At 48.3% G+C, this 15,672-nt stretch carries 11 protein-coding genes; 5 read left to right on the top strand and 6 right to left on the bottom strand.

Annotated features, from left to right (window positions below):
* Positions 1-717: 717 nt before the first annotated feature.
* Positions 718-2,022 carry a serine hydrolase gene (locus QUB64_RS24935; protein WP_333276014.1) on the top strand — a complete coding sequence of 435 codons (1,305 nt, stop codon included), beginning with the start codon at positions 718-720 and terminating at the stop codon, positions 2,020-2,022.
* A gap of 202 nt (positions 2,023-2,224) precedes the next feature.
* Positions 2,225-3,061 (top strand): alpha/beta fold hydrolase, encoded by an 837-nt coding sequence (locus QUB64_RS24930; protein WP_333276012.1) that lies wholly within the window; start codon positions 2,225-2,227, stop codon positions 3,059-3,061.
* Positions 3,062-3,390: 329 nt separating this feature from the next.
* Here the strand turns inward: QUB64_RS24930 and QUB64_RS24925 are convergent, their stop codons facing one another.
* The 5 genes from QUB64_RS24925 to carA all read right to left on the bottom strand — a co-directional run bounded on the left by QUB64_RS24925 (position 3,391) and on the right by carA (position 8,889).
* Positions 3,391-3,669 carry a DUF1816 domain-containing protein gene (locus QUB64_RS24925; RefSeq protein WP_333276010.1) on the bottom strand — a complete coding sequence of 93 codons (279 nt, stop codon included), beginning with the start codon at positions 3,667-3,669 and terminating at the stop codon, positions 3,391-3,393.
* Between the two features lie 488 nt (positions 3,670-4,157).
* Positions 4,158-5,684 (bottom strand): 23S rRNA (guanosine(2251)-2'-O)-methyltransferase RlmB, encoded by a 1,527-nt coding sequence (gene rlmB, locus QUB64_RS24920; RefSeq protein ID WP_333276008.1) that lies wholly within the window; start codon positions 5,682-5,684, stop codon positions 4,158-4,160.
* A gap of 265 nt (positions 5,685-5,949) precedes the next feature.
* The gene (locus tag QUB64_RS24915; protein WP_333276005.1) at positions 5,950-6,405 is read right to left on the bottom strand and encodes a Mini-ribonuclease 3; all 456 of its coding nucleotides are present in this window, start codon (positions 6,403-6,405) and stop codon (positions 5,950-5,952) included.
* A gap of 453 nt (positions 6,406-6,858) precedes the next feature.
* On the bottom strand, positions 6,859-7,215 hold the full coding sequence (locus QUB64_RS24910) for an STAS domain-containing protein (protein ID WP_333276003.1): 357 nt from the start codon (positions 7,213-7,215) through the stop codon (positions 6,859-6,861).
* 522 nt (positions 7,216-7,737) lie between these two features.
* Complete coding sequence (carA, locus tag QUB64_RS24905; protein WP_333276001.1) at positions 7,738-8,889, bottom strand: glutamine-hydrolyzing carbamoyl-phosphate synthase small subunit; 1,152 nt, start codon at positions 8,887-8,889, stop codon at positions 7,738-7,740.
* Positions 8,890-9,273: 384 nt separating this feature from the next.
* Here carA and QUB64_RS24900 point away from each other — a divergent pair, with 384 nt between their 5' ends.
* Positions 9,274-10,023, top strand: a complete 750-nt coding sequence (locus tag QUB64_RS24900; protein ID WP_333275999.1) for a retropepsin-like aspartic protease family protein — start codon at positions 9,274-9,276, stop codon at positions 10,021-10,023.
* A 402-nt stretch (positions 10,024-10,425) separates the two neighbouring features.
* Here QUB64_RS24900 and trpD read toward each other — a convergent pair whose 3' ends face one another.
* Positions 10,426-11,541 carry an anthranilate phosphoribosyltransferase gene (trpD, locus tag QUB64_RS24895; protein WP_333275997.1) on the bottom strand — a complete coding sequence of 372 codons (1,116 nt, stop codon included), beginning with the start codon at positions 11,539-11,541 and terminating at the stop codon, positions 10,426-10,428.
* A 260-nt stretch (positions 11,542-11,801) separates the two neighbouring features.
* Here trpD and QUB64_RS24890 point away from each other — a divergent pair, with 260 nt between their 5' ends.
* Positions 11,802-11,966, top strand: a complete 165-nt coding sequence (locus QUB64_RS24890) for a hypothetical protein (RefSeq protein WP_333275995.1) — start codon at positions 11,802-11,804, stop codon at positions 11,964-11,966.
* Between the two features lie 383 nt (positions 11,967-12,349).
* Positions 12,350-15,367 (top strand): PAS domain-containing sensor histidine kinase, encoded by a 3,018-nt coding sequence (locus QUB64_RS24885; RefSeq protein ID WP_333275993.1) that lies wholly within the window; start codon positions 12,350-12,352, stop codon positions 15,365-15,367.
* Positions 15,368-15,672: the final 305 nt, after the last annotated feature.

Here is a 15,672-nt window from a genome sequence, read left to right as displayed (position 1 = left end):
GAGCGACTGGTGCTGTATCTCGACTTCGCTCGATAACCGCGTAGCCGAAGCAAGCCGAAGGCTGGTCATTAGTCATTGGTCCTGCCGTCATTAGTATTCGTAGGGTGTGTCGCTTTTGATAAATCCCTTGCATTCAACCGACAATTTCACGGCGACGCACCCGATCGCATTTATAAAAAAGCTTGCTTAGGAATGAAAATTAAATAACTTACATTTTTGTTCTTGTGGGATGGGCGTCTCGCCCGTCCCTTCATGGCGGGCGGGACGCCCACCCCACAAACTTGTGTAAATTATTTAATTCGCGATCCTTAAGACAAAAATGTTGGGTTTGTTGCCTGGGCCCTTGACAAGAAAAGGTGCGTCGCTATGAGATTGTCGCTCTTTCTTGAGGATTGTCGATCGCGACGCACCCTACAGTCAGTATTCGTAGGGTGTGTCGCTTTTGATAAATCCCTTGCATTCAACCGACAATTTCACGGCGACGCACCCGAGCCCATTTATAAAAAAGCTTGCTTAAGACAAAAATGTTGGGTTGGTTCCTGGGCCCTTGAAAAGAAGAGGTGCGTCGCTATGAGATTGTCGCTCTTTCTTGAGGATTGTCGATCGCGACGCACCCTACAGCTAAAATCCCAAATCTAAAATCTAAAATCTAAAATCGTTTGACTCGTGTAACATTAGCTGCTTAGATTGAATTTGGTTGTGTTGAGGATGTGGAATATGCCAGGGTTCAGGCGTTTTTTGTCGATCGCAAACAAAATGGCCGCAGTAGCAGCCGGCATCGGACTGGTTCAGGTGTTAACCATTGCCAGTTCATTTGCTCAATCATCTAACCCGCGTTCCCTAGACGAACTCTACAAAATTCGCGATCGGCTCGTCACCCAACTAGAACAACCCGCCTCACCCTCCCCAGAACCAACCCTGCTCTCGGGCTTAGTTCCCTTCGCCGGCAATCCTCAAGAACAACTGGTACAGCAGTTGCAAGCGGTGGAAGTTCAAATATTAGTAGAACAGAGAGCTAACGACAACTTACAGCAAGCAGTCCGTTTAGCCAACCGAGCCGTAGAAACGGGACGGAAGTCAAATCAGTCGATCGCATCTTCGCAGCAAACTCAATTTTTGTGGCACCAGGCCCTCAACAACTTACAAGAAGTTCCGCAAAATTCATTTTTAGCTCCCCTCACAGCCTCAAAAGCTCAGGAATACCGGGAAAATTTAACAGCAGCAGCCTCTCAAGTCCAGCAAGCAAAATCAGATTTTTTGGCGGAGGTTGCTCGTTCAAGCGGTTTGTCGAATCGAGCGTCGATCGGGATTTGCCACCTTTCTAGAGAGTGCGTCAACCTGCGGGGCGATGTGCCTCCTGTCAGTCCGGCCAGCTTAATTAAACTGCCGATTGCTGTCGCCCTGATGCAAAAACTCGACCAAGAAAAAATTAGTCTGAACCATGAAGTATTCGTCGATTCGGGCAATTTCACCGAAGACTCATCGACAAAGATTGTCTCCGATCGCAATTACCCGGTACACCTACTGTTAGAAGAAATGATCGATCGCAGCAGCAACATCGCCACCAATCAACTGATCGATTATTTGGGTTCCGATTACATCAATCAATTCTTAGAAAATCGCGGCTACCAAGTCACCCGCGTCAACTTCAAATTAATGGGGGAAAAAACTATGCCCGCCAACCCCGGCTCGGGGCCCAACCGCGTGACTGCTAACGAACTCACCGAAATGATGGTGCAAATTTACAACGGCGAAACACCAGGCGCTAAAATGTTAGTAGAAACTCTCAACCGCCAGTACGATCGCGCTTTGGGATTTGCCGCCTTGAAAGGAACTAAAGCTCAGTGGTTGGGCGAAAAAACCGGGGAGAATTCCCTGGTGCTAGGCACAACTTTAGCGATGAACATTGACGGCGAAGCCTACGTGATGACTGTGATAGACAGCCGCACCAGCGGCGATATACAAATCCGCCAGTCTATTGCTAAAATAGCCGATTATATTAGTAATAATCCCAGCTTTTAACTACTGGAATAGACACAGGACTTACGGACTGGTGACCAGAAACTATTTTTTTACAGTTCGTAGTGCGGACTTAAGTCCGCTTTCATGCTGCGGACTTAAGTCCGCACTACGAACGAAGATAATTGTGGTTAATGGATCGGACATGAGATAAGTCCTCAGACAATTGATAGCGGGGGATAACGCACCACCCAAAAATTTAAAAATGGCACATCAAAAACTCAATGTTTCCGTCAAAGGACAAGGATTTCCGATTCTCTGCTTGCACGGCCATCCCGGTTCTGGCGATTGTATGTCTGTCTTTACAGAACACCTATCAAAGCGGTTCCGGACGATCGCCCCAGACTTGCGCGGCTATGGCAACAGCCGCACCTCAAAACCCTTTGAAATGACCGACCACTTGCTTGATTTAGAAGCACTTTTAGACCGATTGGGAGTCGATCGCACTTTAGTCATCGGCTGGTCTTTAGGAGGGATTTTAGCCCTGGAATTAGCCATGAAATATCCCCAGCGAGTCACTGGTTTGATTGTCCTGGCATCCGCCGCCAAGCCGCGCGGCAGTCACCCGCCCATTTCTTGGCAAGATAATCTTTACACCGGTTTAGCCGGAATTATCAACTGGGTGGTACCCGGTTGGCAGTGGAATATTGATACTTTTGGCAGGCGATCGCTCTTTCGCTACTTGATCCAGCAGCATACAGCGACCCCTTACCGCTACTTAGCACGGGCCGGTACCCCCGCCTACCTCCAGACTTCCAACGCCGCTACAAAGGCGTTAAATACAGCTCTCAGGGCAGGATACGATCGACTGCTGCACCTCGGCGAGATTCAATGTCCGTGCTTGGTGTTGGCTGGAGAGGGCGATCGACACATCACCTCGGCATCCAGTTTAGAAACAGCCCGCCACCTCCAGGATTGTCAGTGGGAGTGCTATCCCGATACAGCCCACTTGTTTCCTTGGGAAATTCCCGATCGGGTAGTCACAGATATCGATCGGTGGATTGAGAATTTCCCCGAAGCAGTGGGCAATTGCGAGTCTTGAGTTTTGAGTTTCTCAGAATCAATTAATCACCAAACAGTCAAAAGTTTTGAATTTATCTCGTTTGCGTTTGCATCCGAATTAAACAGTGCGAACGTCCCCAAGAGCGATCGGGATTAGCTTGCAGAGTATAATTCAATACGGTTTACTTAAGACTTTTTATACTCGGAAGATCCCCCTCGCATCCCCCGAATCGTTGCGGGGACTTTAAGAGCTTTCTTGTTCCCCCCTTTCTAAGGGGGGTTAGGGGGGATCGGTCTTAATTAAACCGTATTGGAGTATAATTCCGATATTATCGAATTTGAATTGACAACTCAAAATTCCTCCTGCTGCTACTGACCGCTCAAAACAGGCAAAAACCCTCCCTCACCAAACTTTCCCAAATCATCTGCAACCGTCAAAGCAATAGGTTTGCAGCGCTGAATGGAAACACTAAGACCTTCTGCACCTTCATTTTCTATGTCTTCTACATATCCTGCTTTTGCAGATTCCGCCTCTTGAGCCGTCAAGAAGGGGCCAAAATAGTAAATGCACCGCGGCGCTGAAGTTTTAACTTCAACCCACCAAGCCAATCCGAAAAAGTTGAGCAAGCTAATCAAGAGTTCTTTCATCTGCTTTTCTAATTTATTTAACGGTGTTTTCAGGTTGCTGCGGGCAACGCCTGCGCTTTTTTTATTTACGCGGCTTTAATGCTACAAAGAACCAATCCAAACCTATTTAAAGCCGATATCTAAATAGATTGGTGTCGATTTCCTGTTTGAAAGTAGGGGGAAGGCCCCTTCTACTTTCGCCTGTCCGTAACGGCTGCCGACCTATTATTAATTGTCCCGAGTGTATTCCCGCTCAATTTTTGGCGGCATTCACATATTTTTGTATCAACGTAGCTGGTGACAAATTGGGAATCACCAATATACTTTCTCCTCAGAGTTATCTGTTTGTTATGCAGCTTACGCTCTAATTTGAGTGCATATTAGGTATTTTCCCAGGGGACATTTTACTCGGGATTTTGTTCGTGAGGTCTAAGTAGCTAGAGACACCGATAACCAGGTTTTAGCTACTTACATAAATTACTCTGTTGTGCTGTTTTTTTCAACCAATTTCACGATCCGTGGACGTGAAATTTTTTCGGCCCGCGCTGGCGGTAAATTTCGTATAAAGCCATTCCCGTTGCTACCGAGACATTCAGGCTAGGAGTCTTTCCCCTTAAAGGAATTGAAACTAATCCATCACATCCGCGCTGTATCAAAAGGCTCAAACCGTCAGCTTCACCGCCCACAACTAAAACAGTCGGCCCGGAGAAGTTGATTTTCTCTACTGAGTCACCTACGCCTGCTGCTGTGCCGTAAATCCAGAATCCAGCCTCTTTCAATTCTTCCAGCGCCCGGTTAAGATTCACAACCCTCGATACTGGCAGGCTTTCCAATGCACCGGCTGCCACTTTTCTCACTGCCGAGGTAACTCCAACGGCCCGCCGCTGGGGAATCACCATGCCCTGAGCTCCCAATGCTTCGGCGGTGCGAATAATCGCCCCTAGATTGTGAGGGTCGTTGAGTCCTTCTGCTACCACAATAACCGGATCTTCGCAAGCAGCCTTAGCCTGTGCGATCAGTTCGCTCAAATCCAGGTATTCGTAAGCTGAGACTTGGGCGGCTACACCTTGGTGGTTTGCTTTGCGCGTGATGTAGTCGAGGCGCAAATCGTCAACTTCGTCAATAATGCTGCCGTTGGCCTTGGCTTCGGTGAGCAAGCTGTGAAAGCGCGGATCGTAGCGCAGGTGCGGCACAACCCAAATCCGGTTGAGGACTTGGTTGGCTTCTAAAGCCGCTTGCACTGCATGGCGGCCGTAAATCATGTCGTCTGTGTCTGCGTCTGGTTGCACGACGGTATTTGAGGCCGTGTCAACTGGGCGAGTGTCTCTGTCTTTGTCTCTATCTCGGAAATGATTCCCCCGGAATTCCGGCGGGCTGCTGCTTTTGTCTCTGTCTTTGTAATAATTGCCGCGGGATTCCTGCGGGCTGCTGTCTCTGTTTCTGTCTCGGAAATTGTTGCGGGCTGGCTGCGGGCTGCTGCTTCTGTCTCTGTCACGGAAATTGTTGCGGGCTGGCTGCGGGCTGCTGCTTCTGTCTGTGTCTCTGTCTCTGTCTCTGTCACGGAAATTGTTGCGGGGTGGCTGCGGGCTGCTGTATCCGTCTGTGTCTCTGTCTCTGTCACGGAAATTGTTGCGGGGTGGCTGCGGGCTGCTGTCTCTGTCTCTGTCTCTGTCACGGAAATTGTTGCGGGCTGGTTGCGGGCTGCTGTCTCTGTCTCTGTCTCTGTCTCTGTAATAATTTCCCCGGGATTCCTGCGGGCTGCTGTCTGCGTCTCTGTCTTTGTAGTGATTTTTGCGTAGGGACGGTTGGCTGTCGCCATCGACATTCCGTTTGTAAATCGATCGCACGGGCATTTCTCGGGATTGGGAGGAGAAGGTCGATCGCTTTTGAGGCGCGTCTATTCCGCGAGTGTCGGGACGGGGCTTGCGTTCAAAGCGGGCAGAGGATGGTTGTGAGTCCTGACGGCCGCCTTCGCGATTGAATGGCTTGCTGTCGGAATTCGATCGCGAAGAGTTTGGTCTGGTAAATTTTCTCATTGGTTTTTTGTAGTCAAAACGTTTTGGCTGAAGGCTAATCGATTTGAGATTTGAGATTTGAGATTTGAGATGATTGATTGAGGGAGCAATCTTGCGGTTTTTGGATTTGAGAGCGGCTGGTTTGGGAGCAAGGATTTTGCTGTGCTAAACTTGCTAATTATTGACTGATAAATCCTGTTTGCCTGCGCGAGCTTTTTGCTGTTGAACGGTTGGCCGCCGTGCATTAATTGTTAATTAATCCCTCGCCCTTGGCAACTCTTAACTGCTAAATCATTTCTGTCTCAAGTTCTAAAAGTGCCATAATTTCGGTCAATCTTTCGGGATCGGTGAGGTACAAATATCCGACCAAAGTTTCTAAGCTGCTGGCTTGTTGGTAGATCTCTGGATCTGCTCGCTTAGAACGGCCCGATACGGCATTGCGGCCGCGCTTGACAATTGCTAATTCTGTACTGTTCAAGTAAGGAGAGATCGATCGCAAGTGACGCGCTTGAGTTTCGGCTCGTACTTGCCCCACCACCAATTCGTGATAAGCTTGCAATCTTCTGGGCGGCATTAAGTACGAACTCCGAATGTAGAGTTCGTAAACTGCATCTCCCAAATATGCCCACGCTGCGGGCGAAATCCTTTCTATTTCTGCTGGTGTCGCCCTCCCAGGATGCACTCGATTTAAACTGATATCAGTCAGACTCTGTTTGAGCCCGTCATCTGCGATCGGCGACATACTTTTTTAAATAAAACTTCCGCACAGCTTGGTTTTTCTACAACTTACTTATTTCGTCTTCTGTCACTTCAGCAATTATAGCGACTGCACGGCTTTGTTAACGCGATCGCTTACGAATGAGAATTAAATAACTTACAATGCATGATTGTTCTTGTGGGATGGGCCATAAAGCCCGTCCAGAAAGGGCGGGCTATAAGATCCCACCCCACAGGCTTTTGTAAATTATGTAATTCACGATCCCTTAGACCTGCTGGTTCCCTAATTTTTATACCATTTTTCCGCGTATTTGCCACACATATTTTACTACCCCTCCACGGTTCGTCAAAGCATCGAGGGAAATAGTAGCGCCCAGAGCAGATCCTGGGAAAATCGGTATTTTTTTTGACCCGCAAAACCATAAAAATTTGCTATCCAGCGTTGATAACCGGATAGCTAATTCAATCCACTTTGCCGTCAAGCATCCTTGACGTTGTTAACCGCCTCATCAACCGAAGGCTGCAAAGACAAAAATTTCTCTAAGCGAACCAGTTTAACAGTCTGAGTTACGCGGGGATTTGAGACAATTTGCAATGTCCCCTCCAAGGTTTGGGCTTTCTTGACAAGTTGCACAAGTGCGCCCAAGCCAGAACTATCCACAAAGTCTATCTTAGACAAGTCCAAAATTACGTGTTTTGGGCCCTCGTCAATACATTTGCTCAGTACCTTCCGAAAAGTGGCCTCAGAAAAAGCGTCCAGCAGGCCAGTCAAGCGAAATAACTGATGGTTATTCTTGACTTCGCGAGTGCCTCTGAGGCTAACGGTCAGGGTCAATGACTCAGGAATGACACCCTCCTAGCTAGATATGGCTTAAAGTCGAGGCTTCATTATATGAGTTTTTTGGTCTTTTGTCTACTGTTTTTTTGGTCATAAGTCATTAGTCCTTAGTCATAAGTCGTTAGTCATTAGTCAGAAGCCATCTACACAAACAGCCTCTGATAGACCAGCAATTGCAAAAATAGCTATGACGGGCGAGGAGCGTCCATCCCACAAAAATGATTTTTTTTGGGGAGTAGGGGTTAGCCATCCCGCCTGCTGGAAAATTTGATTAAAAGGACTGAGGCAATTCAAGTCTCATGACGGATGACGGCCCGACGGCCCGACGGATGACGGATGACGGATGACGGCCCGACGGATGACGGATGACGGATGACGGATGACGGCCCGACGGATGACGGATGACGGATGACGGCCCGACGGATGACGGATGACGGCCCGACGGCCCGACGGCCCGACGGCCCGACGGATGACGGCCCGACGGCCCGACGGCCCGACGGCAGGACTCCCCAGAGATGGCTAAGCTGCTACTTTCTGATTGTCTCGCATTGACTGCACGAATCGATCGAACAAATAGTCAGCGTCGTGGGGGCCGGGACTGGCTTCTGGGTGGTACTGGACTGAGAACAGGGGTAAGGTTTTGTGCTTCAATCCGGCTACGGTGCGATCGTTCAAGTTGAGGTGAGTAATTTCTACTTCCGGGACTAGGGAATCAGGGTCGATCGCAAAACCGTGATTTTGGCTAGTAATTTCTACCTGCTGAGTTAAACCCGCCGGATGATTTAATCCCCGGTGGCCGAACTTCAGTTTAAAAGTTTCTGCACCCAAGGAAATGCCCAGAATCTGGTGTCCCATACAGATGCCGAACACAGGTTTGTCCGACTTCAACAAAGCTTTCGCCGTCGCGATCCCTTCCGTTACCGCCGAAGGATCTCCAGGCCCGTTGGACAGAAAAATGCCATCCGGATTGTATTTGAGAATTGCCTCGGCTGACGTGTCAGCGGGTACAACAATTACCCGACAGCCGTAACTCGCCAAACGCCGCAGGATGTTGCGCTTGACTCCAAAATCTAGCGCTACCACCGTCCACATTTCGCCGCTAGCAGGCTTAACTGTCGGACTGAACTCCCACACGGCATCTGTGGCTTCAGACCACTCGTAAACCTCGCGGGTGGTTACTTCCTTCACCAAATTCAACCCGGCCATGCTGGGGGCGTCTTGGACTTGCTCCAAAAGCTCCGCCTGGTCGAGAATCGCGGTCGAAATGCCACCGTTAATGGCTCCCACGGTGCGAATTTTGCGGGTGAGGGCGCGGGTGTCAATGCCATAAATGCCGGGGATGTCGTACTGTTTTAGGTAGTCTTGCAGGGATTGCGAACAGCGCCAGTTGCTGGGGCGGCTGCATACGTTCCGGGCGATCGCGCCTCTAATTTGCGGCCGTGCAGATTCTTCATCTTCGAGATTGACTCCGGTATTGCCCAATTCTGGATAAGTAAAAGTAACAATTTGACCGCAATAGCTCGGATCGGTCAAAACTTCTTGATAGCCCGTCATTCCCGTGTTGAATACGACCTCGCCGACGACGGTGGCGTCAGCGCCAAAAGACCAGCCGCGGTAAGCAGTACCGTCAGCTAGGACTAGGAGAGCGGGTTGTGCAGTTGAAAGTGACATGGCATCCTTAATTACTTTACGTTTAGTTTCATTTCATTGTTATCCCTAGTAGGGACTTCTGGCTGATTAGCCAAATAAAAATCTTATTTTATTTTCAGATATTTTTTTTGCGGTTTTTTATTTGGCAAAACAAATTAATTGAAAGCCTCTCTTTTTTAAGGATAAATTAAAAGAAGACGATTCATTGCTCCAATCCTCGGACTTCTTTTGTCAAGTGCTGTCAATTGTCAACTGTCAAGGGGTCAACTGTCCAATGAAGGTTTGTAGCTAAATCCCATAAAAATTTAGATCGCGTGTTTTGGTAGTTTTGACTTGCGAGCCTTTCTCAATTACTGAAACAAATTGTTTGTCATTTGTCAACCATTTTTTGACAGAGCGCCCTTGATGACAAAAATCAAAGCTAAAATCCCCAAACTGGGCGTCAAATCTAAATCTACACCAAAAGGCAGTTGTCGCTGTTACGATCGACCTAAACTGTTTAATCAAACTATGGCCGGCAAATCTCCCTTACCTTTACCCTCCAACCCAAAACAGCCTCTGATGAACGCTCAAAACCTGCGTAAACCTTTACTGGCTTTAACAACAGTTATTTCTCTGAGCAGTTCAATTTTAGTTTACACCGCAGTCAACTCCTCGCGAGCCGTGGCTCAAGAGAGCGAGGGATGCTTCATGCGCAACTCCAGCGGCCAAACTGTCAGCTTGAGCCGCTCTGTCTGCGGTTTTCTCCCGGAACAATTGAAGCCCGCTACGGAGCCGGCCGCCAAATCGGGAGTATTTCAGGCAAAAATCAAACGCCGAGAGGCTAATATCCCGGTTATAGAAGTCACATTTAACGGCCAACAAAAGTTTGAGATGATGGTAGATTCAGGAGCCAGTGGCACAGTAATTACACCAGCAATGGCTACAGCCTTGGGCGTTGTTCCCCAGGGAACAGTGCAAGCAAAAACTCCCAACGGAGACGCTACTTTTCCCCTCGGTCGCCTGACTTCTATTGAAGCTGGGGGTCTGGCGGTTAAAAATGTAGTTGTAGCCATCTCGCCATCTCTAGAAATCGGACTGTTGGGTCACGACTTTTTTGGTAATAAAGATGTGACTATTAAGCAAGATGTCATTGAATTTCGATCGCGATCTTGAAGTCATTGGTCAGTAGTCAGTAGTCATTAGTCATCAGTCATTAGTCATCAGTCATTAGTCAGTAGTCAGCAGTCATTAGTAGACCTGTTGCAAAAATCGGAAAACGCCCTGAAATTATCTGCGTTTATCTGTGTTTATCTGTCTGACATCTGCGGTTACAGGATCGATCCTTCAACTTATGCAAGAGGTCTAGTCATTAGTCATCAGTCATTAGTCAGTAGTCATCAGTCATTAGTCATTGGTCATCAGTCATTTTACCCGCTCTCGACTTGGCCGGAGCGTCTTGTCCGAAGAGTTCTCGCCGAAGCAAGCCGAGGGGAGTCATCAGTCATTAGTCATTAGTCATTAGTCATCAGTCATCAGTCATTTTACCCGCTCTCGACTTGGCCGGAATTTATTTCTTCACCGCAAAAACTCCACCAACTGCTGCAACTTCAACCAAGATTCGCCACTCGATAAAATCTCCTTAGCCAAACGGAGTCCTGCTGCGTGGGAACCGATCGCAATTACACCTCCCACCTGAAAAGCTAAAGACGCATTCAAAGCTACAACATCCATTTGTGCTGCTGTACCTTTGCCTTGCAAAACGTTCCGCAAAATCTCGGCGTTTTCCTCAACATTTCCACCTTTTAACGAGCCGATCGCACTTGGCGTCAATCCTACCTGTTCCGGGTGTAAACTCGTCAGTTCAACTTCGCCGCCCGACAAAACCGCCAAATCCGTCACATCTCCCAAACCCGCCTCATCCAACTTTTCTCGGCCGTGAACGACTACCGCCAACTCAGTCCCCAACTCGCCCAAAGCTTGGGCAATAGTTGATACCAGACTGGGATCGAACACCCCGATTACCTGCCCTGTAGGGCGCATAGGATTGACGAGCGGCCCTAAAAGGTTAAAAACAGTCCGCACCTTCAACGTGCGCCGGAGCGACGCTACAGCCTTAAGTGCGGGATGCCACCCGGGCGCAAATAAAAATGTGATGCCTACTTCGTCCACAGCAGCTTTTACCTTCGCAGCATCGGCGCCCAGGTTGACTCCGAGTGCTTCCAACACGTCAGCAGAGCCGACTTTGCTGGATGCCGATCGATTTCCGTGTTTGGCGACTCGAACTTGGCCCGCGGCGGCCACAAAAGCTACAGCGGTGGAAATGTTAAATGTGGACGCACCATCGCCGCCGGTGCCGCAAGTATCAATTAATTTGAGATTGGAGATGGCAGATTGGCGATCGAAAACGCTCTCCGGTTCCCCCGTCAGAGATTGAGACTGCAATACCTGAGCCATTCCTGCTAATTCTGAGGCAGAGATGCCTTTGACTTGGAGGGCTGCTAAAATTGCGCCGGAAAGCACGGGGGGTATGGCTTCTGCGAGCCATCCCTGCATTAATTCGCAGGCTTGGGGGCGCGAGAGGGATTGTCTGTCTAACAGTTGTTGCAGCAGGGCTGGCCACAGGGGAGAATCCGCTGTCAGGTTTGAAGCTGGGGATATATCTGGTGTTGCAAGTACGGGAGAGTCAGTCATGTAGCGACAATGAATTTTTTGCTGGGGTGGGATCGATGATGTCGGGCAAAACCGAGTGTCGATCGGGATTTTACCAGACTTGCAGACCCAATTTTGCCCGCCACCACCCAGATTTTTGCCGAAATGACAGCACCGCTACAGAATTTATTCGCCCGCAGTATCCGAATATGAAGTTTTTGATACAACAATCGTCCCCCGGATTGTGACAATTTTAAATATGGTGCCCCTCTCGTCAGGAGCGATCGACTCTCAGCTATACTATGTGCCGCCTAAAAATCAATTTTAACTGGCAACATTGGCGGCAAGCATTCAGGGCGATCGGCGGATTACTTGCTCTCGATGCCAGCCGATCGCCACCTAAAAATCGGCAGTTGGTGCTGTACCTCGGATCGATCGTTCTCAGAGTCGCTGCTGAAACAGGGTAAACAGGCTTGCAGCTAATGTCAGCGCATATAATTGCTCATAAATTCAGGGAGCTTTTAAGAGGCGGGTTTTGCTCAAACGATTGGAACTTTCAGCAGATAGATTAGCAAATCCGATTTTGGCAGTCATTGGTAGCCCAAAGAAAAACAGGCCCGACTGGTTAAACTTCCATGACTCTACGAACAACTAACTCGGAGCAAATACACATATTCTGTAGGGACACAACACAGTTGTGTCCTGATATGTGTTGCCAGCCATTTATAATCAATAGAAACAATCGCACGGCTTGGCGGTTGAGCGATCGGCGGGCGACACAGCATCTATACTACTAACAGAGCGCCAAAGAGCTTTAATTTCAAACAAAAACAGAGCAGGGTATTCAAAAGTGAGACACCAAAAATTACCAAACAAAACGATCGAGTACACATTGGAAAACAAAGCGATCGATTGCCCGAATATCGAGGAGGCACTGCACCAAATGGAAGCCAAATATTACAGTATGTTTGAAAATGCTGTGTCTGGCATTTTCCAAACAACCCATGACGGTCGCTACATCAGCGCTAACCCAGCTTTAGCTCGCATCTACGGATATAATTCCTCAGCAGAATTGATGGCCAGTCTGACTGATATCAGCCATCAGCTTTACGTAAATTCCGATCGCCGCAATGAGTTTGTTTCTGCTTTGCAAGCGCGCGGCATCGTGTCAGATTTTGAGTCGCAGATTTATCGCCGAGATGGCACAGTAATTTGGATAGCGGAAAATGCCCGGGCTGTCTGCAATCCAGCCGGAAAATTGCTTTACTACGAAGGTTTTGTGGAAGATATCACCCAGCGCAAGCAGGCAGAAGCTAGACTTCGAGAAAGTGAAGAACGCCTGCGCATGGTCATTGAAGGTGTTAAAGATTATGCTATATTCATGTTAGATACTCAGGGATATGTAGCTAGCTGGAATTCCGGAGCGAAACGGATTTTGGGCTATGCAGAAAACGAAATAGTCGGCAAAAAATCTGAGTCTTTTTATACGCCTGAAGATATTGCCCTTGGCAAACCGCAAGAAAAATTAGTCACAGCTACCGCAGCAGGTAGATATCAAAGTGAAGGCTGGCGCTTGGGCCAAGACGGCTCCCGATTTTGGGCGAAGATTATTGTTACTCCTTTGCGCGATGAAAGCGGAGAGTTGCAGGGCTTTTGTCAAGTAATGCAGGACATTACTAAGCAAAAGCGGGCTGGAGAAGAAAAAATGCAGTTGATTGCTTCTTTGCAAGCTTCAGAAAAAAAGTTTCGCACTCTGTACGAATCGACGACAGATGCGGTAATGCTGCTAGACGAAGAGGGTTTTTTGGATTGCAATCCGGCTACCTTAAAGTTATTTGGATGCAGCACAGAATCGGAGTTTTGCGGCAAGCATCCTTCGGAATTTAGCCCGCTGTTGCAACCCGACGGACAAGATTCTATGAGTCTGTCTCAAGAGCGAATTAGTACGGCTATGGAAACGGGAAATTGCCGTTTTGACTGGCGGCACTGCCGTTTGGATGGTTCCGAGTTTCCGGCGGAAGTGCTGTTAACTTCTATGGATATCGGCGGCAAAATGGGTCTGCAAGCTGTGGTGCGCGATATCACCGAGCGCGTGCAGGCTCAGGTGGCTCTGAAGCAAGCTAACGAGGTGTTGGAATGCCGGGTAAAAGAGCGGACAAGTCAGTTGGAAGACGCTATTAAAAAGTTGAGTTTGTCGGAGGAAAAGTTTTCTAAGGCTTTTCGATCGAGTCCCGATCCGATGACTATTACTACTTTTGCCGAGGGTCGTTTTATAGAAGTTAATGATAGTTTTCTGTCGATAACTGGTTACAGTTTAGAAGAAATGACCTGCAACACAGTACCGGGATTAAATATTTGGGTAAGGCCTCAAGACCGACTTGATTTTAGACAATTGCTGCAAGTACACGGTGTGGTTCGCAATCAGGAATGCGAGTTTCGGATGAAGTCGGGATCGGTGGTGGTGTGTTTGGTGTCAGCCGAATTGATTAATTTGGAGGGGGAACTTTGTGTGCTGGTGGTGATGACGGATATTACCGATCGCAAACACGCAGAAGAAGCCCTGCGGGAAAGCCAGCGCGCCTTATCCACGCTGATGAGCAATTTGCCGGGGATGGCCTACCGCTTTCGCAACGATGCCGATCGCAGTATGGAGTTTGTCAGCGAAGGTTGCTATCAGTTATCCGGCTATTCTCCTGAAGAATTTATCAGCACTCGGCAAGTTTCTCTCTCGGCATTGACTCACCCCGACGATCGCGAAATCTTCTGTAATGCCGTGGAAGTTGCCTTGCAAGAAAATCGACCCTATCAGCTAAATTACCGCATAACTTGTAAAAACGGCGAAGTCAAATGGGTTTGGGAGCAAGGTTTGGGAGTGTTTTCCGACTCGGGAGAATTGATCGCTTTGGAAGGGTTGATTACTGATATTTCCGAACAAAAACGCAGCGAGGAAGCATTGCTGCGATCGCAAACAGAGTTAACCCAGCAAAAACTTCAGCTCGAAAATACTTTGCAGGAATTGCAGCAAACTCAAGCGGTATTAATTCACACTGAAAAAATGTCTACACTCGGTCAAATGGTAGCCGGTGTGGCCCACGAAATTAACAATCCCGTTAGCAGCGTCTGCGGCAATCTCGTCCACGTCGGCCACTACACGGAAGATTTGCTGAATTTACTCGATATGTATCAGGAACACTGCCCGCAGCCGCCGGCATCAATTCAAACGCAAATTCAGGATATCGAGCTAGATTTTCTGTTAGAAGATTTGCCAAAAGCAATATCCTCGATGCAGATTGGAGCCGATCGCATTCGGGAAATTGTGCGATCGCTCAGAAATTTCTCTCGCAAAGACGATTCTCAAATGACCAAGGTTAATCTACACGAAGGCATTGAAGGGACGCTGTTAATCCTGCAAAGCCGCCTGAGGGCCCGAGGCAACTATCCCGAAATTGCAGTAATTAAAGAATATGGCAACTTGCCTTTAGTTGAATGCTATTCTGGTAAAATCAATCAGGTGTTTATGAATTTGATCGGAAATGCGATCGACGCGATCGAGGAATACAACGCAGGGCGATCGGTTGCCGAAGCCAAAGCCAACCGCAGCAAGATTAAAATTAAGACGGAAGTCCAAAACTCCAAGGCTGTAATTCGGATTTCTGACAACGGCCCCGGTATGCCCCAAGAAGTTTGCCAGCAGTTATTCGAGGCCTTTTTTACCACCAAACCCGCCGGCAAAGGCACCGGTTTGGGCCTGTCCATTTCCTACAAAGTTATCCAAGAACACGGCGGGATGCTCAGTTGCGTGTCTGCACTAGGCCAAGGAGCCGAGTTTATCATCGAAATGCCGATCGAGCAACTCGAACAACCGTAAAGTGCGATCGAGATAATTGATTGTAGGGTGCGTCAGGTCTAAATGTCACGATCGCAAACTAATAATTTCCATCCTGACGCACCTGAGCATTATTAAGTAATACCATTCATAAAAAATCTTGCTATCAAACAAATTTTTGGTGAGTTTTCTCAACTATTGTATAAGGCAATACGGTTCACGATCGACTCTTATACTCGGAGATCCCGCTCGCATCCGGGAGCCCTTGGGGAGTAGGGGTTGACTTTAAGAGCATTCTTCCCCCTTGATTCGGGGGGTGCCAGGGTGATCGGTCTCAACTATTGTAT

Origin of the sequence: Microcoleus sp. Aus8_D2, assembly GCF_036702665.1 — a bacterium.
In the GTDB taxonomy this organism is placed as follows: domain Bacteria; phylum Cyanobacteriota; class Cyanobacteriia; order Cyanobacteriales; family Microcoleaceae; genus Microcoleus.
Note: the sequence above shows the minus strand (reverse complement) of the source record. Positions and strands in the feature narration are given on the sequence as shown.